The sequence below is a fragment of the Gardnerella nova genome (genome assembly GCF_049244055.1).
GTDB lineage: Bacteria > Actinomycetota > Actinomycetes > Actinomycetales > Bifidobacteriaceae > Bifidobacterium > Bifidobacterium vaginale_H.
The window spans coordinates 197,507-220,371 of sequence record NZ_CP058369.1; the positions used below are offsets into that span (position 1 = coordinate 197,507).

9 protein-coding genes and 2 tRNA genes are annotated in these 22,865 nt (G+C 44.5%); 10 read left to right on the plus strand and 1 reads right to left on the minus strand.

What is annotated here, in order from left to right; all coding sequences use genetic code 11:
- Positions 1-131 precede the first annotated feature (131 nt).
- The 6 genes from HXT56_RS00825 to HXT56_RS00850 all read left to right on the plus strand — a co-directional run bounded on the left by HXT56_RS00825 (position 132) and on the right by HXT56_RS00850 (position 18,690).
- Positions 132-863 (plus strand): Abi family protein, encoded by a 732-nt coding sequence (locus tag HXT56_RS00825; protein WP_421778192.1) that lies wholly within the window; start codon positions 132-134, stop codon positions 861-863.
- 603 nt (positions 864-1,466) lie between these two features.
- Positions 1,467-4,421 carry a hypothetical protein gene (locus tag HXT56_RS00830; protein ID WP_421778193.1) on the plus strand — a complete coding sequence of 985 codons (2,955 nt, stop codon included), beginning with the start codon at positions 1,467-1,469 and terminating at the stop codon, positions 4,419-4,421.
- Complete coding sequence (locus tag HXT56_RS00835) at positions 4,418-6,169, plus strand: SpaH/EbpB family LPXTG-anchored major pilin (protein WP_421778194.1); 1,752 nt, start codon at positions 4,418-4,420, stop codon at positions 6,167-6,169. Before HXT56_RS00830 ends, HXT56_RS00835 begins: the two co-directional genes overlap by 4 nt.
- Positions 6,170-6,262: 93 nt before the next feature.
- Positions 6,263-7,363 carry a class C sortase gene (locus tag HXT56_RS00840; RefSeq protein ID WP_421778195.1) on the plus strand — a complete coding sequence of 367 codons (1,101 nt, stop codon included), beginning with the start codon at positions 6,263-6,265 and terminating at the stop codon, positions 7,361-7,363.
- A gap of 666 nt (positions 7,364-8,029) precedes the next feature.
- Positions 8,030-13,498 carry a S8 family serine peptidase gene (locus HXT56_RS00845; RefSeq protein ID WP_421778196.1) on the plus strand — a complete coding sequence of 1,823 codons (5,469 nt, stop codon included), beginning with the start codon at positions 8,030-8,032 and terminating at the stop codon, positions 13,496-13,498.
- A gap of 416 nt (positions 13,499-13,914) precedes the next feature.
- Complete coding sequence (locus tag HXT56_RS00850) at positions 13,915-18,690, plus strand: S8 family serine peptidase (protein ID WP_421778197.1); 4,776 nt, start codon at positions 13,915-13,917, stop codon at positions 18,688-18,690.
- A gap of 153 nt (positions 18,691-18,843) precedes the next feature.
- On the opposite strand, the gene HXT56_RS00855 is transcribed toward HXT56_RS00850, so the two are convergent.
- Positions 18,844-18,917 (minus strand) — tRNA-Lys (locus HXT56_RS00855).
- 602 nt (positions 18,918-19,519) lie between these two features.
- Between HXT56_RS00855 and xseA the strand changes: the two genes are divergently transcribed.
- From xseA to HXT56_RS00875, 4 genes are all read left to right on the plus strand, one after another.
- Positions 19,520-20,845 carry an exodeoxyribonuclease VII large subunit gene (gene xseA / locus HXT56_RS00860; protein ID WP_116712367.1) on the plus strand — a complete coding sequence of 442 codons (1,326 nt, stop codon included), beginning with the start codon at positions 19,520-19,522 and terminating at the stop codon, positions 20,843-20,845.
- Between the two features lie 54 nt (positions 20,846-20,899).
- Positions 20,900-21,220: an exodeoxyribonuclease VII small subunit gene (locus HXT56_RS00865; RefSeq protein WP_421778198.1), complete on the plus strand. Its 321-nt coding sequence runs from the start codon at positions 20,900-20,902 to the stop codon at positions 21,218-21,220.
- 49 nt (positions 21,221-21,269) lie between these two features.
- A tRNA-Arg gene (locus HXT56_RS00870) sits at positions 21,270-21,342 on the plus strand.
- Between the two features lie 205 nt (positions 21,343-21,547).
- A complete protein-coding gene (locus tag HXT56_RS00875; RefSeq protein WP_421778199.1) occupies positions 21,548-22,588 on the plus strand; it encodes an Abi family protein in 1,041 nt (346 codons plus the stop codon).
- Positions 22,589-22,865: the final 277 nt, after the last annotated feature.

The following is a 22,865-nucleotide window of genomic DNA, read 5'->3' on the forward strand; positions in this document are numbered from 1 at the left end:
AACAAGAGCTCAATGAAATCACGTGTAGGAGCAACCTACACAGGTAAGATAAATTTTAACACATTCCCTGACTGTTTGCATCTGCCGTATTGTATTTTGTGGGAAATATCAATTAAATGTACAATATTTTCATGACTGCTAATGCAACTTTTACTCTGAAAGAAGCGCAACAATTTTGTGGCGTGGCGAGATTTGATCGTTATATGCGCGATGCAAATAATGATTTAGATACGGCAATGCTTATATGCAAGTCGAATCATGAATTAGCAGGAATATTGCATGAGCAGATTGGATATGTAGAAATATGCGTGCGTAATTCAATTGATTTAGAACTTCGCAAACTTGCATTGAAAGAAAAGCAGAATGAGGAATGGACTAATCCTCTTTATACGCCAGATTTGGTTAAAGATTTGATTGAAAATCAAATCAAGCAAGCGAGAGAAATTGCAGTTCGATCGCATGCTGGTGAAAGTGTAAATCATGATGACATTTTATCTAAACTCATGTGGGGAACTTGGGTAAAACTTGTTGGATCTTCGGAAACAAAAGGCAGCAATCGTATTCAGCAAAAACTTTGGAAAGAGGCTGTATGCAATGCGTTTCCATTTGTGAATTGCTCCAAAATTAATAAAGAAACCGATGAAGACAGGAAAATAATAGCAAAAAATCTTATTTACATTAAAGAGATTAGAAATAAAGCAGCTCATTTTGATAATTTATATAACATAGCTAAAGGGAAAAGAAATCTTACGAATGCACTGTTTACGCTACTTCATGCAGTTAATAAGTCGTTTACGACTGGATGGATTGATCCAGCAAAAATACGTAAAGCTGCTAATAAATATTTGGAACTGATTAAGTAAATTGATGAAGATGAAGTAAACAAGATTGAAGCAGATGCGCAAGTTTAGGGCAAGAAGCGTCGCGAATGGGATGTTCGCGGTAAGCATTTGGCGCTGATTTCGCGCGATGCGATGCGGAAATTGCGCGAACGATCTGCTTGAGCGCAGCATTGCGCGCGCGAAGGCCGGAGAATAATCTCCGGCAAATGTTCCATAAAATCACCAAAACAACAACAAACGCCGGAGATTCTCCCCGCGTTTGGAGTGCTCAGCCCTACTTAACCCTCCAAAATGTGAGATAACGCTCGCGCAGCGCTTTGACTGCGCCAATAACGAAAAGGCGGCATTGGGCGTTGTTTTCTCAGTTGGGTAGCTGAGTTAGTAACAGTGTTAAGGCTGTGAGCGTTGTTTTCTCAGTTGGTTGTCTGAGTTTTTAACGGTGTTTTGCTCATTGCATTTACTACTTATCTCTTGATTAGACTTGCAAAATGCCTTGGGGGGGGGGGTATAGTTGCATACGCTGTTGCTGCAATTATGAGAGATTTTGCAGTGTTGTGTGGTCTTTTATGTTGTAATGATGACTACACAATTTTGAGAGTTTGAATTTAACGAAGGGGATTAGAGATGTTTCCGCGGCGTCGTCGTAACAATCTTTCTAAGATTATGCGCGTAATTTGCGGTTTCACGTCCTGCGTGCTGACTCTCGTAGCTCTAGCTATTGTGCCTATTGCTCCGTCAAGCGCCTCAACTGAAACGCCTAAGACTTCGGAGAATTCTGAGATTAACTCTGATAAGCAGCCTAAGCAGCAGACTGAATCTAAGCCTGAGCAAAAGGTTAGTAACAAGCCTGATAGTAATACTGAGAAAAATCCTTCCGCAACGGCTAATACAAATCCTTCTGCAACAAATAATCACGAATCTGTAAATAATCAAGAGTCTACAAAGCCTAAAAGCGAAACTTCGAATAAATATAATAAAGGCAATAAAGCTGATCAAGATAAAAAAGTTGATCAAGATAAAAAAGTTGCCGAATCTACGAAAACTGGGTCGAACGGTGACAGAGGCTCTGCCGACAATGACCAAAACAGCGCGCAATACTATAATCCGGAGTACCAAAAGACTCCGAATATTGTTGCTGGCAACTTGTCTACAAGTGCAAACAATAAGTCTGGTACGCCTAAAAGCAAGAAAATACGTAAAAATAACAAAGTTAGAGTCGGATTTCTTCCTGTTGGAGCGTGGTTTGAAATTAAGCCAGATGCAAAAGATGCAGAAGACGCTTCTAAATGGGCTGTTTTTAAAGGAGAACAGTGCGAAAATTCTAAAGAATGCACGACAACAAAAGCCATTCCTAATAGTACTAGTTCTTCAAAATATGGTGTGATTACGTTCCGTCCGGATAGGTGGACTAAAAAAGGTCGTTACAAAGTGCACGTAGTTGTGCACTATCCTGATGGAACATCTACTTCCGATGATAAGAATGCTGGAAATAGTAAGAATGGCGTGTCTTCGCCTGTTTATGCATATGTCGATGTTACACGATTTGATCCGCAAGTTGGCGATTTGCAACTTTCAATAAGTAGCAAAGATGCAGAAGATTTGAAATATGGACAGTCTGATAGCACAGATTTAGTATTAATGGCTGGTCAAGAGGTTGGGAAAACCACTTTTGATGCTTCTGCGCATCTTGGTATAGGCAATATTAGTCAGCGCGTGATTTGCTACGAAAAAGATAAAAATGGCAAGCCTGTTGATGAAAAATACGAGTCTGGTGGAATTAACGGTCTTGAATTAAAACAAGATGCTACTAACGTAAAAGTTTGGCAGCATGCAAGTTATGATCAGCAAAAGAAGTGCTTTGATGATCCTTCTAAAGACTGCAGCGTAGATGATTTCCTCTATGACGATTACGTGTACAACGAGTATGTTAAAACACATCATAATTTTGAACCTAAGCGAGTAAACGAGCGTACAGTCGGACAGTTTAAGGGAACTGTGGGGAAAACCGGTGATTTTGTGTGCAAAGTTTATGCTTTAAAGAATTCCGTTAAAGATGACGGAAAGCAAAATGAAGCTGTAGTAAATAAGTTTGATGAAATAGCTGAACAAAAGAAAAATAAAATCGATGAAATTGATTCTGCGCTAAAGTCAGAAGATTTGTTTAAGTTAAGTAGAGGTATTGCTTGGGAATCTAAGACTTTGAATATTGCTGTTCGCAGAATGTCTTACTACTATCAGCCTAATTATGGTGACGGAATTAATATTCTTCCAGGCCAAGTTGCAACCTCTATTGTGCCTGTTAATAAGTGCGGCGTAGGCGATAATTGCAATAGCAAGTTAGCTCGCACGCACGATCTTCCTGACGGAACTTGGTTTGAAATAAAGCAATATAAAAAGGATGAGAAACACCCAGTTCCTGATTGGGCTTCTTTTATTGACGATGAAGATAACAGCGATCAAAGTAATAAACCTAGCGATGGAAGTAAAGTTGGAAAAGATGACAGTGAAGGTTCTGGCGCAGTGTACGGAAAAATTACTGTAAAAATGAGCACTTGGATTAAAACAGGGGATTACTATGTGCCAGTGGTTGCGCATTATCCTGATGGCTCTTCTTCAGAGGATGAAGATTCCAGTAACGAAGGCAAGCCTATTTATTTGAAAGTCTTAGTTAATAATTCTGTGAATGTTAGCGAAGGTGATTTAAAGTTACGCGTGACGACCGAAAAATCTTCTGCTGGCGGTGTTTCTGGTTCACAAGGTGATGATTATGGTGATGTGGATCCAGACCAGGGCATTACTATGATGCGCGGAATGCGCTTTTTGAATCCGTATCTTGATGCATGGTCGATTCGTGACGTTGATACTAAAATTTCGCTGAAAGTTTTGTGCACTAAGCTGAATAAAGATGGAGAAGTGGGTGCTAATGCAACCTGGTCTAGCAGTATTAATGGCTTGAGTGCTCCTACGGAGGACCAAATTCATAAATGGGGTCATATTAAAACTGTTGCTGAACTTGAAAAGTGCAAGAATAGCAATACGCAACCTTCGTGTGATGCAAGTCGTACCCTATTTAGACGAGATGTTGAAGCTAGCGACTGGGATGAGGAAAATCCGTTCTATGCCGTCGAACGCACGGATTCGATTATTGCAGGCGCGCCTAAAGAAACTGGCGACTACCAGTGCGCTGTGTATGCGTTGAAGCCGGAGGCGCTTGCTGTTTATACAAATAAAGTGGGTGGCGCAATTTCCGTAGCAAATGGCGATTCGCTTCTTGACAACGACACTAGCCTCACAAAAGGCAAGGATTGGGCGAAGTCAGTGTTCCCAATCCATGTTGTTGAGCCGTTCAGACTTCCAAAGACGGGATTCGCAGACTGGAACATGCTGCTCGGCGGTTTTGCAGCCGTTGCGACGTGCTTAATGGTTCTTGCGTTTGCTCTCGACCAAACACAGTGGGGGCGCGCATTTATGAAAAATTTTATCTACCAAAATTCTGCTCAAAAGGTCAGTGAAATAGCTGTTCAAAAGGGCACTGAAGTATCTGCTCGCAAGGGCACTGAAATAAAGGAGAAGAAATGAATAATTTCACAAAACGATGCGTCGCCGCATTCGCCTCGCTCGCAATGGCTGGGACGCTGTGCGCGGCGGGCGCTGTGACAGTGTCCGGCGTTGCGTGGGCGAGCAAGCCTGGTGTGAATCAGGGTGGTGGTCAATCTCAAGGTGGTGTTGCTGGTCTTAATAACCCATCTCAGGCTCAAGTACTTGATGAGGCTCCGTGGAAGCTCGATGATACCAAGAAGAACAAGACTTATTCCCTCACTATTTTCAAGTGGGAAGATGAGGTTGAGAACGGTAACCAGAAGAAGTCAACTCCTGTTCCTGGCGCTGAGTTCACTGTAAAAAAGGTGACGAAGATCGACGGTAAGGATATTGACTTAACTAAGTACGCCGACTGGGTTAAGGTCGCAAATAAGATTGATGGTTTTAATAAGGGTACTGCTACTGGAATAACCACTGAAACTACTGGCACTACTAAGAGTACTGGAACTGCTACGGATACTGTAAAGGGCGTTGCAAAGTTCGATAATCTCAAAATCGGCTTGTACCAAGTTCAAGAAACAACAGTTCCAACGGGATTCTCTGCTGCCGAATCCAAGCCATTCTATATGACAATCCCAAGGATTGAAAAGGATAAAACAACCAACGCAGTAGTCTACAACTATGCTCCATTCGCGGATCCAAAGAACAAGAATTTGGATAAGATTATTAAGAAGGAAGTTAATACTGAAGGCGCGATTGGTGCTGGCGATGAGGTGAAGTACACAATCACCTCCGAGCTTACCAAGATGAAGGGAACCGAAACTGGTGCCACGGATCTTCCGGCTACAGACTTTGAAAACTATTCTATATTCGATCTCGCTCCTGCTGGTTACTTCACAACTTATGATGCAAACGTAGTTAAGAAAGTAAGATTGGGAATTGGTGAAAAGGCTTTGGATACTGATACTGAACTTACTGTTAATACTGACTACACAGTTGGTGCTGCAGAAGATGTAGCTGCTGGAGCTGGTGATGTCGCTCGCAAGAAGATTCCTATTACTTTCACTGAAACCGGTAAGGCTGCGCTTGCCAAAGCTGCGAACGACAACGCTGGCAAGGTTGTAAAGGTGTTCGTTGACTTAGCTTTCACTCTTTCTGACTCAACTGCTATTAAAAGCAACACTGTTGAAAACAAGGCTGCTTTTAGTTCTTTAAGTGGCGGATCGCAGATTGTCGGTGTTAAAACTGCAAAGGTTGATTTCGTTAAGTTCTCAATCAAGAAGGTTTCTGCAAAAGATCCTAATAATACGGCGCTTTCTGGTGCAAAGTTCAAGATGTTCACCAGTGAGGATGAAGCAAAGAAGTGCTCTAAGGCTATTACCGACAATGGTGATTTAACTACCGCCTGCGCTGCTGCTAATACTCACTTCAACGAGAAAACAACTGCAGAAAAAACAGACACATCTGCAGGCACTACAAAAGGTGTAACCCCGTCTTACTCAGTTATAAAAGGTAAGACATTCTACATTCTAGAAACTGTAGCTCCAGCTGGTTATATCCGAAATCCTGAGCCTGTTAAAGTTGAAAATATTTCTACTAATACAGAATTGCCATTCCAGGATGTTCCAGACGATAGTGATCACGCTTGGTTCAACCTTCTTCCAAAGACCGGTGCTGCTGGCGTGATTCTCTTCGCGCTCGCTGGCGTGTGCTTCGTTGGCGCAGGCTTCATGGTGTACATTCACCGTCGCAAGAAGGAAGAGGAGCAGGCTAAGCTCCGCGCTTAGTTAATCCCTTTCTTTAAGCATTAACGAAAATGGGGAGTCGGGTGCGCGTTAACTAACGCTTTCCTGGCTCCCTGTTTATTTATTGGAGGAATTATGAAGTTGGCTGATTTTGCAGAGTCTGCTCGTGCGCTATTTAAGCGGCTGACTCGTATGCGCGCTAATAAGTCCTCCAAAAGTGCGCAGGATTCCGCAAGCTCGCAAACTGCAAAATCTTCGCAAGATCAATCTACACAGTCTCCGCAAGATCAGTCTCCTCAGTCTCCGCAAAATCAATCTTCCACAAAGCAAATGTCCCCACTCCGCAAGCTGGCTGAGCCGATTGTGCTTGTTCTTATTGGCATTTTGTGTTTCAGCTATCCTGTGGTTTCTACTTTGGTCCACAATCACGCTGCCAAAGAACTTTCAATCGAGTACGACAAATTAAATAAGTACGAGCCTAAAGAAACTCGCGCGGAAATTTTGCGAAAAGCGCGGCTGTACAACGCTCGTCACAAGGCGATTATTAGCGCGGATCCGTATAACGGTGGCAGCGACTACATGAATACTCCCGAATATAAAGAGTACGAAAAAGTGCTTAGCGAGCCTATGGGGATTATGGGCATTGTTAAGATTCCGAAAATTGGCGTGAGGCTGCCGATTTATCACGGAACTACTCAAGACACTCTCGCAATGGGAGCGGGGCATTTGTATGGCACGGATTTGCCGGTGGGTGGCAAGAGCAGGCACACGGTGGTGACGGCGCACTCAGGTATGCCGGATGCCACGATGTTCGACGATCTAAACACACTTAAAAAAGGTGATTACTTCTATTTTAACGTGCAAGGCAAAACCCTTCGGTACAAAGTTTTTCGCATAAACGTGGTGGAGCCGAACGATATTCGTTTGCTGCGGCGCGAGAAAGGGCGCGATTTAGCGACGCTGATTACGTGCACGCCGTACGGAATTAACACGCACAGGCTGCTGGTGACAGGCTACCGCGTGCTGCCGGATCCTGTTAACGTGCCAAGCGACCGTATGCAGTGGCCGCTGTGGATGACGCTGTTTGTGATATCGATGGTGATGTCTGCAGTGTTGTTGGCTATGATGCTTGCGATTACTTTTGGCAAGAAGCGTCGCGAATGGGATGTTCGCGGTAAGCATTTGGTGCTGATTTCGCGCGATGCGATGCGTAAGTTACGCGAACGATCTGCCTGAGCGCAGCATTGCGCGTGCGAAGGCCGGAGAATAATCTCCGGCAAATGTTCCATAAAATCACCAAAACAACAACAAACGCCGGAAAATTCCCAGCCTTTGCACTCCGACGCTGAAAGCGTTTCGTCAGCGCACACCAACCACAACCAAATTCCCAATAAACAACCACACGATTCTGTCCTGCCTTCGTCAATCGAGACGAAGGCAGACCTCGCTTGCGTTGAAAGCACCCCGTGCTTTCAACTTGAGCAAGCTCGGCGCTCCGAGTTGCTTTCGCGCGCGCAATGCTGCGCTCAAGCAGGTCGTCGCGCGTGTGCTCAACAATTTTATGATATCGTTAACGCAGTTAATTTCGGTTAATCTGTTTTTAACTAGACAGTTTTGGCTTGGGGACCGCAATTACTTGGAACCACACGTTTTTGTGATGCCCATTGTTAGGGGGATAATTTTATGGGGTGCAATAGTTTGCTGAGTTGGATTCGTTCTTCAGTCAGTTCCGCCATCTCTCACGTACGTTCGCTCAGTTCCGCCATCTCTCACGTTAGCTCATCCGTCCGTTCGTGTAGTTCGCGTAGCTCGCGTAATTCGCGTAGTTCGCTTAGTTTGCGCACTTCGCTTAGTTTCTTCACTCGTTTAGCGGCGTTAATTGTTGCTTTCGCAACGTTGATTATGCCTATTTCCTTGGCGAATGCTGCTAGCGAAAGTGCAAATAATAGTGCGGTACCTAATAATTCGCGTAATTCTGCACAATTTGCAAATAGTTTTGACGCAGAAGCTAATAAGCCAGTAACTGTTATTGTTACTTTAAAAAAGCAGCCTCGTAATCCGTCTAAGCAAGCGGAAAATAGTAATAAATCTACTCAAAACCAGCTTATTAAAGATTGGGCTGGAAAGTATAGTATGAGCGTTCGCCGTCAGTTTGGCTATTTGATGAATGCTTTTGAGGCAACTCTTCCCGAAAGTAAGATTGATGATCTTCGCGATGAGCCGGAGGTTGCGTCTGTTGAAAAAGAGCGTTTGTACTATCCTCTTAATGATTTAAAGTCTATTCACGAAATTCAGGGCGTCACTAAGGCGTTTAAGTCTAGTTATAAGAATCTTGACGGCCGTGGCATGGTAATTTCCATTATTGACAGCGGTATTGATATTAACCATAAAGATATGCGCATTGACGATGATGCGCGTTCTGCGGAAAAATTGCGTCCTATTGCCGGTTTTAATGAAAAAGTTCCGGCTGGTTTTAATTATGCCGACGAAAATTACGATGTAAAAGACGTAAGTTCAATTCAGCATGGCATGCATGTTGCTGGAATTGCGGCAGCCCATGGTTGCGATAGTGACGGTACTTGCGATATGGGTCGAATTGATGGTGCTGCTCCTAACGCGCAGTTGCTTGCTATGAAAGTCTTTTCTAATAAGCCTAATCCTGGTCCTGCTAGAGATGCGGATATTGTGGCGGCAATTGAGGATTCTGTAAAGCTTGGTGCGGATGTTATTAATCTTTCTCTCGGCTCGAGCAATGGTTTTGGCGGTAATTCTAATGCCACGTCGTATGCGCTTCGTAAGGCTTTGGAAGCTGGGGTGCTGCCGATTGTTTCCGCCGGCAACTTTGCTTCAAACTTCTCGTGGTATAAGGATGATATTAACGATTTCGGCAAGTTAGATGATGCTACTTTGGTAATGCCTGCATCTTATCCATCTGCTTTTACTGTAGCTTCTGTGGAAAATTCTTCTACAATGCAGACTGCAGGATATTACTTTGATAAGGACGGAACTAAGAATTTGCTTCCTTACTCTTGCGCGCATAGAGCTCCGAAAGGTGAGGCAGAAAATACGAAGCATGAGATTGTAAATGCTGGGCATGGCACTGCGAGTGATTTTAGTAATCTTGCTAGCAAGGGCATTAGCGTTAAAGACAAGTACGTTTTAGTTGAGCGCGGCGAAAATAAGTATTCTGAAAAGTTTGAGAATGCTAAGAATGCTGGTGCTAATGGAGTTATTGTTTATAATGAAGCAGGTAATTCAGACTTGTTCCTTGGAATGGATGGTGCTGAAGGTTTTGATTTCTTCATTGCGTCAATTCGTCGAGAAGACGGCTTGAAAATTGCGGAGGCAATTAAAAATTCTGGTAACGAAACTGCTGGTAGCGCTAGCGTAAAGGTTTCTTTTGGAAACGATATTGCTCCAATCAACAATCCGAATGCTCTGCGTCCTTCTGTATTTAGTTCATGGGGTCCAACTCCAGAGCTTGATTTTAAGCCACAAATAACTGGCGTGGGCGGCAACGTGTGGTCTACTCAAAACGATAACGGCTACGTAACAATGTCTGGAACGTCAATGGCAGCTCCAAGTATTGCTGGATTTGTTGCTTTAATGCTTGAAAATTATAAGTCGAGTAATGTTAGTGCAAGTACGCCTGAATTAGTTGTTCGGGCAAGGCAAGCGTTAATGAATACTGCAACAATTCTCACTCACGACGGCAGTGTAAGCGATGCAAGTAACGCAAGCGATACTAAAGTCCCGTATGCTCCGCGTCAAATTGGTGCCGGATTAGCTCAACTTGATAAAGCAATTGCAACTAATGTTATTGCAACTGTGAAAGACAGCAAAGATGGTAAGAAGAAAGCTTATGTGGCTCTTCGCGAACTAAAAAGTGGGTCGCACAACTTTACTGTTGAATTGCACAATTACGGTTCAAAAACTGTAGAATTTGATGTTCCTAAGCAAGTTGTAGTGAATGAAAATATTGCAGCTGGAAAGAAGATTACAACATTTATAAACTCTAATGAATCTCTTATTGCAAGCGATTCTAAAGTAAGTATTAATGCTGGCAAAACTAAGCAAGTTACATTCACGCTACAACCGCAATATGGTACAAATCACTATATTGAAGGCTGGGCTACATTTAAATCTAAGACTAGTGGTCAGCCTGATTTAGCTGTGCCGTACTTAGGGTTTGTGGGAGACTGGAATGCTGAGCCGATTCTTCTTAAGCCAGGTGAAGTATATAGCAGCACTGACGCTCCAATTACCACATCCTTAATCTCCAAATCTGGTTTTAACACTGTAAAAATTGGAGATGGCACCAATGGCACAGCTGTGTTTTCTCCTAATAGAATGCGCACGATTAAGCCATCTTTGGCGCTGTTGCGTAACGCTCAATTAATTAAGTATTCTGTTCTGGACGAATCGAAGAATCTTCTTGAAGAAGTAGGCGAGGATCATTACGTTTCCAGACCTACGATGTATGATTTAAAAGTATCTAAGAGTCGTTCCGCATTCGTTGGGTATGGTGCTTTTGACGGAACTATTTATAACAAAAAAGCAAAGAATGCTAGCGAGAAACGCAAGAATCTTCCAAATGGCAATTATTTTTACCGTATAAAAGCGTGTATTACAAAAGATATGTGCCAAACAACGGATATTCCATTTAAAATCGAAAATACGAGTAGTTCTGGCGGTGGTTTTGACAATATTATAGGCGGCTCTGGCGGTGGTTTTGGAGGCATTATTGGAGGCCTCTCTTCCAATTCTGATGCTCCAAAAATTAGTGTTATGAGTGCGGATAGCAATGGAAGTGTTGCTGTTGGTACGAACGGCATTGTAAAGCTTAGCGGTAAGGTTTCTTCTAACGATGATTCTTCAAGCAAACTTACGCTTTCTGTGATGTATAGCAAGTATGTGAAGAATGCGAAAGGCGCTTTTGAGATTAAGCCTGTAGAAGAAAAAGTTAAGTTAAATAATGGATTATTTGATACTAAAATAGAGCCAGCTGCGAACAATTCTACGATTACGTTGGTTGCAAGCAATGGTCGAAATAATACTACTAAAACTGTTGCTTTTGACAATGGGTCTGGTGCTGTTGCATCTGCTGGTGCTTCTAAGCCTGCCGGAGCTAAGCCAAACGCAAGTGGTAGTAGTTATAACGACGACAATTATGAGACTACTTTTGACGAAAATTCCTTCTATTTTGACAATGTGATGTCTTATGGCAAATACAATTGGCGCGTAGAAAGTGTGAAGGACGGTAAGTTTACTGTTTCGGGCGAAGTATATTCTGATGCGACTGAGGTTATGTTTACGCAAGCTAATCGCGTGAACGATTCTGGAACCGGATACACTAATCCTGAACCAATTGTGGCTAAAGTAGTAAAAAAGAAGTTGCTTTTTGGCAGCGAAAAAAGGTTTACTGCGCAAATCCCAATTCATACTGGCGTAAACGATTTTAGGCTTGTTATTAAAAATGGTGATAATACATTGCTTGACACTCCTGCAGTGTTCTATTTTGATAACCAACCTCCAGCTGTGACTTTCACTTCGCCAACAAAACTTTATGGCGGAAGGCTTTTCACAAAAGAAAGTACAGTAAAATTTAGCGGAAATATAAGTGACGATTTCGCTGGCTATACGCTTAGGATCAACAATCTTATTGCTGCCGATAATTCTACCGAAGATTCAAAGGGTGAAGTTACGAATAAACAGCAGTTTGATAGGGATCTTTCTGTTGAAGATGGCGATTTTGTGCTTATCACTGCTTCCGGGCGAGGAAATTACGTTAAGAATGCGTTGAGTGCGCGATTCCCTGTGGTTGTTGATACTACGGTTCCTAATGTGGAACTTGGTGTGAAAGACAACGATAAGATTGATGGGAAAAAGGGCATTGTTGTAAAGGCGAATGATGCAAATCTTAAGTCTTTGAAAGTGAAGCTTGATGGTAATGAAGTTGGTGCTGAGGAGCACAAGTTGGGCGAAACAACAGTGCAGTCAACCTTAACAACTCAAGACCCGTATTCGATTAATTTTGCAAAGCTTGGATTGGATGCTCCTTTGCAAGTGACTGTGCCAGCTGACAAGCTAACAGCGGGTGAGCATACGATTTCTGTTGAAGCGGTAGATTACGCAGGGAACGTGGCAACTGAGAATACTTCTGCGAAATTTACTGTTAAAGCTGCGGAGGAAAAGCCTGTGGCGCCTAAGCCGGTGGCTCCGAAGCCGGTGGATCCTGTGGTTCCGAAGCCGGTGACGCCGAAGCCGGTGACGCCGAAGCCTGCGGATCCTGTAACCCCTAAGCCGAAGTCTGTCACTCCGACTACTCCAAATGAGTCGTCTAAGCCGGGCGCTTCTGGTAATACGGAATCTGGTGGTGACTCTAAGTCTTCCAAGATTCCAGATGCGGATTCGGTACCTCCAACTAGTAGTGCTCCTGCTGTTGAGGCTCCTAAATCTTCTGCAAAACTAAAGGCTTCTTTAAAGAGCAATCTCGTAGTAGGAAAGTACGAAAATAACATTGCTCGCTCGGGCGCGTTAAATCCTATGAAATTGACGTTTGCTGCGAAGGGTGTGTCTGCAAAATCGCCTACGAATTTGTTTATAAAGACGCTCAAAAATAAGCGCGTTGCGTACGCTTATGCTTATATCTATTCTTCGCCTGTGCAATTGCATGGAATAGATGACAATAAAGAAACGAACTACGTAAAAGTCACCTTAGATAATAATGGCGTTCCTAGCTTTGATGCAAAGATTCCTGCTGGTTATTCAGGAAAGCATTCGATTCTTTTGGTTGATGCTCAAGGAAATCAGATTGCGTGGACTGATGTGTGGGTTGTTTCTGCGGACGCGACGGCATTTGATGAAGCTGCTGCTGAAGATAAATTGACTTATGAGCAGAATCATGGTGATGCTGCTGCTGGTGATGCTGCTGATTCTGGTGTTGGTTCTGCTTCAGAAAGCTCTGAGTCTTCCGAAGCTGCGTCTACTGGAAATAATTCGGCTGGAAATAATTCGGCTGGAAATAATTCGGCTGGAAATAATTCGGCTGGAAATAATTCTGCTGGAATTGGAACCGGCTATGCGTTGCTAAACGATTTCGTTTACACTGACGGCGTGCATAACAATAAGTTAAACAAGAGGGGAGTCGAAAAGGCGAATAATGATGCTGCTTCCGCTGCTTCTGCTTCTAGCTCGTCTGCTGCTGACTACAAGGTTAAGCGCAATCGTGCGAAATCTTTAACTTCTAAGCTTGCCGTCACTGGTAGTGGCATTATTACCGCAGTTGCTACTTTCGCAGCGCTTATGGCTGGAGGCATGATGACATTTACGGTTCGTCGCCGACATCATGTTCGTGCAAATAAGCGATAGTATTCTAGCATTACGCGCGCGTTTTGACGGAGCTTGAAATCATTGGGATTTCAAGCTCCGTCAAAACGGAAACTCTCCGGCAAATGTTCCATAATTACGCAAATTCAGCAACAAATGCCGGAGATTATCCGGCAAATGTTCCATATCAACACCTAAGCTCGCGCGAGCGCTTTGACTGTGCGAAATTGACGATGTTTCTAGTAAAAATTGACGATGCTTCTAGTAAAATGGTTTAGATTAATGAGGCATGACGGCATCATACGATTGCGCTCGCATTAGTATCAGTGCAGTTTGGTATTGGTATTGGTATCGATGTTGGTGTTGATATTGATATCGGCATTGGTATTGGTATTATGCGTTGACGCTGCGGAATTGTGGATGTTGCTTGTGTGCCGCGGTTAAGGAGAGAAGTGCTTATGAAGTCTCAGCATGCGCATTGTGTGGTAGGTTTTTTGATGCGGTTGGCGGCGTTTGGGGCGGCTGCGGCTACGTTACTTGTGTCGGTTTCGTTGGCGAATGTGGCTAACGCTGCGGGCGATGTTGCGGGCGATAGTGCTGGCGTTGCTGGTGCTGCTGCGATTAACGGTGCTGCTGGCGCTGCTGCAACTTCCAAGCGCAAGGGGCCTCAATATATAGATCCGGACTTCTTTAACTCGGTAGTCAACAATCCTGCGAACAATGCAGCAGCTGCGAATCGACCGGTGACGGTTATTGTGACGTTGAAAAAGCAGCCGCATAAGCCTTCTACGCAAGCTGAAAGTAGTAATAAATCCGCGCAAACTCAGCTTATTGGCCGTTGGAGTAGCAAGTATGGCCTGTCGGTTCGTCGCCAATTTGGGTATTTAATGAACGGTTTTGAGGCCACTATTCCGGGGGATGCTATTGACGCGCTTCGCAAAGAGCCGGAGGTTGCTTCCGTGGCAAAAGAGCGTCTGTATTATCCGCTTGCGAACGCGGGTTCTGCGTCAGGCGCGTCGGGTGCTGCGTCGGGTGCGCAAAATATTCATGAGATTCAGGGTGTAACGCAGGCGTTTAAGGCTGCGCATAAGAATCTTGACGGCCGTGGCATGGTAATTTCCATTATTGACAGCGGTATTGATATCAACCATAAAGATATGCGCATTGACGATGATGCGCGTTCTGCGGAAAAATTAAAGCCTATTGCCGGTTTTAACGAAAAAGTTCCGGCTGGTTTTAATTATGCCGACGAAAATTACGATGTAAAAGACGTAAGTTCAATTCAGCATGGCATGCACGTTGCTGGAATTGCGGCAGCCCACGGTTGCAATAGTGACGGTACTTGCGAGATGGGTCGAATTGATGGTGCCGCTCCTAACGCGCAGTTGCTTGCAATGAAAGTTTTTTCTAATAAGCCTAATCCTGGTCCTGCTAGAGATGCGGATATTGTGGCGGCAATAGAGGATTCCGTAAAGCTGGGTGCGGATGTTATTAATCTTTCTCTCGGCTCGAGCAATGGTTTTGGAGGCAATTCTAACGCTACGTCGTATGCGCTTCGTAAGGCTTTGGAAGCGGGGGTGCTGCCGATTGTTTCCGCCGGCAATTTTGGTTCTAACTTCTCGTGGGATAGGAACGATATTAGCGAGTTTGACAAGCTTGACAATGGCACTTTGGGAATGCCGGCATCGTATCCGGCTGCGTTCACGGTGGCGTCGGTCGAAAACTCCACGGTTATGAATCCTTCCGGCTACTACGTTGACAGCAAGGGAAAGCATACTATTGCTTACTCGTGTGCAACGGGTTCGTTTGACAGTAAAGAGCATGAGATTGTAAACGTTGGCTTGGGTAGGGTAAGTGATTTTAAGAATCGCAATGTTTCTGGAAAATATGTGTTAATTGAGCGCGGCGAAATTACGTATAAAGAGAAGTTTGACAACGCTAAGAACGCTGGCGCTTCGGGCGTGGTGATATATAACAAAGCCAATAATCCGGATTTGTTCCTTGGAATGGATGGAGTTAACGATTTTACTTTCTTTAGTGCGTCAATTCGTCGAGAAGACGGTTTGAAAATTGCGGAGGCAATTAAAAATTCTGGTAACGAAACTGCTGGTAACGGAAGCGTAAAGGTTTCTTTTGGAAACGATATTGCTCCAATGCTAAGTCCGAAAGCGCTTCGTCCTTCTGTATTTAGTTCGTGGGGGCCAACACCAGAGCTTGATTTTAAGCCACAAATTACCGGCGTGGGCGGCAACGTGTGGTCTACTCAAAACAATAACGGCTATATTAATATGTCTGGCACGTCCATGGCGGCTCCAAGCATTGCTGGATTTGTGGCATTAATGTTGGAAAACTACAAGTCGAGCGAAGGTAAGGCTGTCTCTGTGGGGCTAGTTGCGCGCGTGCGTCAAGCGTTAATGAATACTGCAAAAATTCTCACGCACGACGGTAGCGAAAGCAGCGAAGGCGAAGGAAATAATAACGAAAGTGATACAGGGGTGCCGTATGCTCCGCGTCAAATCGGCGCCGGACTTGTGCAATTAAATAAGGCACTGGCAACCAACGTTATCGCTACAGTAAAAGACAATAGTGACGGTAAAAACAAAGCCTACGTGTCGCTTCGTGAACTTACCAGCGGTTCGCACAGCTTCACCGTTACCTTACGCAACTACGGTTCCAAAGCTGTCACGTATAACATTCCTAAGCAGCGTGTCGTGAACGAACGGCGCACCAGCGAACGAAAAGTTACCACGTTTATTAACACTGAAGAAACGCTTACCGCAAACGCAACAAGCGTTACGGTAGCGCCTAAAGCCACAGCAACCGTTACTTTCACGCTCAACCCACAGTACGGACACGATCACTATATCGAAGGTTGGGCCCGCTTCAAATCACAAACCGAAGGGCAACCAGACCTATCCGTGCCATACCTCGGTTTTGTTGGCAACTGGAATGCTGAGCCGATTCTTGTAAAACCTGGCGAAAATTATTCGAGCAGCATAACAATGACCACATCGCTCACCTCAAGTTTCCATGGGAAAACAGTGCAAGTTGGGGACGGCAGCAATGGTACCGTAGTGTTTTCGCCTAAATATATGTCTGAGTTGAAACCATCGTTGGCTTTGTTGCGTAACGTCGAACTGTTGAAATACTCCGTGTTAGATTCTAAAGGTAACTTATTGGAAGAAATTGGTGAAGATCACTACGTTTCTAGGCCTACGTTATACGATTTGGGCGCACCAAACGGATTGGTTTCGTACATTGGTTACGGTGCGTTCGACGGAAAGATTTATAACAAAAAATCCAAAACTCCAGAAGAAAAGTTCAAGGCGCTGCCGGAAGGCTCGTATATTTATCGCGTAAAAGCGTGCATTACGAAAAATAGGTGTCAGGTAACTGATATGCCGTTCACTATAAGTAGTAGCGTGCCAAAAATTCAAGTTACTATAGACGACTTTATTCACGGAACACTTATCAATCTTCACGTTAAGTCTCACTCAAACTTAAGTAAGACGCTCAGCAAACCTGGTATACGAATCAATGGAAGCAGAGAATTTATGCACTACGATGCGCGCAAAGCGTGTCGAGAAACGCATGATTCTAGCGGCACGACGCTTAATTGCGATATTCCGCTCGGTTCGCGTAGTAAGAAGGCTAGTTCCAGCATTGAATTCGTGGATGTGTATGTTCACGATGCCGGTTTTAATGAAGCGCATGTTAAGAAGGTGCTCAAAGCTGGGAAAGATGGGAAAGCTGGTTTCAGTTCTGGTTCGCAAGTTGAATCCGACGAAACTGACGCGTCGAACTCAGCCGACGATACAAGTGACAGCTTCAACGAATACTCGTTGTATCTTAATAACGCGTCATCCTACGGAGGATACAAGTGGCGCGTTAACGGTGTCGGCAGTGACGGTAAATTCACTGTTGACGGCGGTATTGACGTAAAAAACGTAACTCAAGTGATCTTTACTCCAGCAAATCGCGTGAAAAATGACGGAAGTGAATACGCTAATCCGCAATCAATCGAGGCAACAATTCAGCATGGCAGGTGGTCCTCAAACACCTTTAAAGCTCAGCTGCCAATTCACACTGGCGTCAACGACTTCCGACTGGTTGTAAAAAATGGGGACCAAACGCTGCTAGACACTCCAGCCGTCTTCTACTTTGACAACCAGCCGCCTGTAGTAACATTTACCGCGCCAACGAAACTTTACGCTGGAAGACTCTTTACTAAAGGAAATTCGGTAAAATTCAGCGGCACAATTAGCGACGACTTTGCTGGATACACGCTGAAAATCAGTAATCTTATTGCTGCCGACAACTCTACCGAAGATTCCAAAGGTGCGATTACTAATAAGCAATCTTTCGAACGGGAACTTCCGGTGGAAGATGGCGACTTTGTGCTGATTCAAGCAATGGGTCGCGGCGATTACGCTGGCAATGTTATCAGCGCGCGCTTCCCAGTGGTGGTCGATAATACCGCGCCTACAGTGGAATTTGGTGTGAAAAATCATGAGAAAGTTGACGGCAATAAGAATATTGTGGTCAAGGCGCAGGATGCTAACCTTAGGTCGCTAGTGGTGAAAGTTGATGGCGTAAAAGTAGGGGAGGCGGCGCATACGCTTAATGAGTCCTTGCTGCAAAACATGCTTACGCAAGGTAACCCTTACGATATTCAGCTATCGAAAATGAATTTGGATAAGCCACTACAGGTGACGGTGGATCCTAAGAAGATTGCCAGTGGCAAGCATACGATTACGGTTGAGGCTGTGGATTACGCGGGCAACGTGGCGAAAGATAATTCGATTGCGTTTGAAAGGGCTGCGGATACTCTTGCGAGCACGGATATTGTGGTGGGTTCGCAGGGTGCTGTTGGTGAGGCTGGTGCCGGCGGAGCTGGTAACGGATCTGCCGGAATTGGTGTTGGCTATGCGTTATTGAACGATCTTACTTATACTGACGGTGTGCACGAAAATGGTCATGCTGGCGGGTCTACTGGTAGTTTGCATGCGGGTAAGGAAGGTAAGTCGAAGAATGACGGCAAATCTGGCGCTTCTAACAGTGTTGCTGCCGACCGGAAGCAGAATGGTGCGCGCGCTAAGGTGTTGACTTCTAAGCTGGCTGTTACTGGCAGCGGTGTTGTGGCGGCGATTGTGACTTTTGTGGTGCTTTTGATAAGCGGGCTGACGCTTACGGCGCGTCGTAGTCGCCACGCGCGCAACAGCAGTAGATTATAAACATTTGGTTTATAGTTTTGGGAGGTTTTGATTGGGTCTGGAATTTAAATGATTTCAGGCCCAATTAAGATTTAATCGAAGTGTGGGGCTATGGGGTAAAATGTGTGCGAAAATACGAAAAAACCCAAGCCGTGAAGCTTGGGTTTTTGTTTGTGCCCCCTCAGGGATTCGAACCCTGGACACGCTGATTAAGAGTCAGCTGCTCTAACCAACTGAGCTAAAGGGGCGTTGGTTATCTGTGGTTCGTTTTGCGAACCGAGTAATAACTATACTCAGAATCAGATAATGTGCAAGCCGGCGTGTCGCATTGCCCTTGCTTGAAGCTGCATTGCGCGCTTCAAGCAAGCTCAATGCGGTAGCACCGACTCAATACTGAAAGCACGGGGTGCTTTCAGTGTCGGTGCGCAAACGATTACGCTTTCTTTATTTTTTAAGAAAGCGTAATCTGATGGCCAGAAGTGAGCAACCCAATGCGGTAGCGCTTGCTCAGGGTTGAAAGCACGGGGTGCTTTCAACGCCAAAACGCTCGCGCGGGTAACGCGCTCGCTACGAAACTCGCGTTGGAAGTCCCCCTGACTTCCAACTTAAGCGAGTTTCCGCTCCGAGTTGCCTTCGCGCGCTACGCTTTAAGCGCTTCGGCAGGTCGTCGCGCGCAAACGGCTACGCTTTCTTTGTTTTTTTAAGAAAACGTAGCCTGATGAGTAATGTGTTTCTTCTCGATACACTAATGCGGTAGCGCTTGCTCAGGGTTGAAAGCACGGGGTGCTTTCAACGCAAGCGCGCATTTGTCCCTCTTAACAGTCAATCTTGAGTTATGACCTCGCCAAATATGATGCCGCAATTATTTCAGGATTATTCTCAGCTTGAACAGCAGCAACAGCAGCAAACGTTAGTGCAGCCTCAGCCGCGCCAGCTTCCGCTAAAAGCTGCCGACACGACTGCCGAAAACCCTTGGCCTGTTGCCGTTTTAAGCCAAAAGTTCCACGGTGCTGTCGAACGCTGGCCGGCAGCGTGGATTGAGGGCCAAATCGTCGAAATTAATATGCGCCGCGCTTCTTCCGGCTACATCACCCTTCGCGACAGCAACGAAGAAGTGTCGATTTCCATAATGGGCTTCAGTAATTTCGTGCAACAGGCGCGCGAACTTCGCCAAGGTGACCGCGTAGTCGTTCATGGCAAGGCCGATATTTGGGTTAAAGCGACGCGCTTAAGCTTCGTTGCGGACGAAATCAGACGCGTTGGCGCTGGCGACTTAAAAGCGCAAATTGACGAGTTGCGTAAAAAACTTAAAGGTGAGGGGCTATTTGACGCTGAAAATAAGGTGCCGTTGCCGGAATTTCCTAAGTGCATTGGTCTTGTATGTGCGCCTCAGGCTCGCGCGGAAGGCGATGTTATTACGAATGTGAATTTGCGTTGGCCTGTTACGCGCTTTAAGGTGGTGCACGCGCACGTGCAGGGCGTGCAGTGCCCGGCGGACGTTGTAGCCGCAATTAAGCAGCTCGATGCGGATCCGGAAGTTGACGTTATTATCGTTGCTCGCGGCGGCGGTAGTTTTGAGGATTTGATTGGTTTTTCGGACGAAGGTGTGGTTCGCGCTACGGCCGCGTGCGTGACTCCGATTGTGTCGGCAATTGGCCACGAGGATGATTGGACGCTTATTGATTTGGCGGCGGATTTGCGCGCGTCTACGCCTACGGATGCTGCAAAGCGCGTGGTTCCGGATGTGCGCGAGCAGTGGCAGCTTATTGATAACGCGCTGCAAACTATGCGCATGCGAATTTCTGCGCGAGTTGACAATGAGATTCGACTCGTCGAGGGTTACGCGAACCGCCCGAGCCTTACGCGTCCGAGTACTATGCTTGAGCCGCACGAGCGTTTGGTTGAGCAGGCTGTTGAGCGAATGCGTCACGGTTTGGTGCGACTTCTTGACGACGCGAGTTTAACTGTTGAGAAGGCTCACGCGAGCTTGACTGCGCTAAGTCCGCAATCGACTTTGAACCGCGGGTACGCTGTAGTGCAGCTTAGCGGTGGGCGAGTGCTTGACGATGCGTCATGCGCGAAAGTCGGCGACGATATGACAGTTACGCTTAAAAGCGGTGTGGTTCTTGGCAAGGTGACTGGCACAAAAGTAGCTGCCGGAAAGTCAGTTAAGTAAATTTTTATATATTTTAGATTTTTTAGATATTTTAGATACAACGAAAGGTTAGATATGAGCGAGAAAGCAACGCAAAAAGCGGAAGAATCAGCAGAAAATGCAGATTTTGCGAGCACTCTTACGAAAGAAGAGCGCGCTGCGATTGAGGCGATGCCGTACGAGGAGGCTCGCGAAAAGCTGGTTCAGGCGGTTCAGGCGTTGGAAGCTGGCGGTTTGACGCTGGATCAGTCCATGCGTCAGTGGGAGATTGGTGAGGCGTTGGCTAAGCGCGCACAGGGCTTGCTTGCTGCGGTTCGTGCGAAGTTGGATGCGGCTCAAGCGGAACAGTCGGCTACGGCGGCTACGGCTGGCACGCAGTCTAATCTTGAATCTTGAGCACGCTGTAGTGCGTAAACCACGCTATGGTGTATAATTGCCATTTGTTGCCTCGGTAGCTCAGTGGATAGAGCACCACTCTCCTAAAGTGGGTGTCGTCAGTTCGATTCTGATCCGGGGCACTTTTATGTGTGGACGTTGTGCAGTTTATATTTGTGCAATGGTGTTGTGTACTGTGTATAGTTTGCCTATTTTTTTTTGTTGACGAATATTAGTTTCTTTTGTACAATTGAATAGTGGTGAAGCCAGGCTGTGTCTGGTTCGCGAAGAGCCAATCAAGTGATTGATTGGCTCTTCGCGCATCTAATAGCGGGGGAATTGGTGGGGATGATGTTGATTGATAAACCTTTTACTACTATTAGGCAACAAATAGAATTGCTTAAGTCTAGAGGAGTGGTGTTTCCTGATGAGTCTAACGCTATGGAAATACTTGAAAGAGAAGGTTACTATAGCGTTGTAAATGGATATAAAAATCCATTTCTTGAGTCAAAAAATTCGAATAAATATGTTCAAGGAACAAAGTTTGAACACATTTATTATCTTTTTAAATTTGATCGTGAACTTCGCAGTGTTATCTTTGCAGCTACAACTAGAACAGAAGCATTGTTAAGGTCATCATGTTCATATTGCTTTAGCCAAATGCACGGTAATGAAGTTAATGCTTACCTTAATGAAACTAACTATGAAGACCCAAAGGAATCACGTGGTTTAATTAAAGCATTTAATCAAATTATAGAAAATAACAAGTCAAATAATCAAAAATTAGATACAGGAAAAGAGTACATACGACATTGTATTAATAATCACGATGGTCAAGTTCCATTATGGGTATTATCTAATGATCTAACTTTCGGACAGATGTTCTGGTTTTATAAAGCGCAAACTAGATGCGTGAGAGGTTTGGTTGCTAAAAAATATACTGAACTTTATAACTCTTCACACTGCTCTCAAAAAGATATTACATCAATAAAAATTGATTCTACTTATAGAAGAATTAAAGAGTTTAGAAATATTTGTGCTCACGATGAACGTTTGTATTGTGCTAGACCGCATAGTGATAATGCAACAGTCTTTCAGCTTATTAAAGATTTCGACTTATTTTTAGAGACTAACTATTACCTAGAGTTTTTAGATAAGATTGAGAAATTACTTATTGCTCTTTGTGATAAAGTTCCAAATTGCTCTAAAAATGTTATTGAATGCATTGGAATGTCTAGTATTGATGAATTTTATGATTGGAAAAATAAAATTAAAGAAAATATGGGTAAGCGGCAAAAAAGTGTATCTATTAGTCGGCGTGTCTTGAGTGAAATATCGCTTTATTGCAGTAAGTGGATACGCTATATAGTTTATAAATGTTTGAAGTGATAATAAAACGTATGCCTGCAATCCACTCGTTAAATATGCTCTAAACTCTCGTAATCATGAGTGTTAAAGAGTTTTATACATATGATGTTAATGAGAGAAATATAGTACGTCTAAAACGGTTGTATACGCCTGAATACGCGAGTACATGTTTATAAAAATGTCAAGTAATACTAAATATTAAGCTTTTTTAGCTTAATAACAGCGAGTTTTCCTTGGTATTTCAACGAAAACTCGGGTTTTTAGACACATTTTTTTGCCGCTTACCCGAAAATATTAC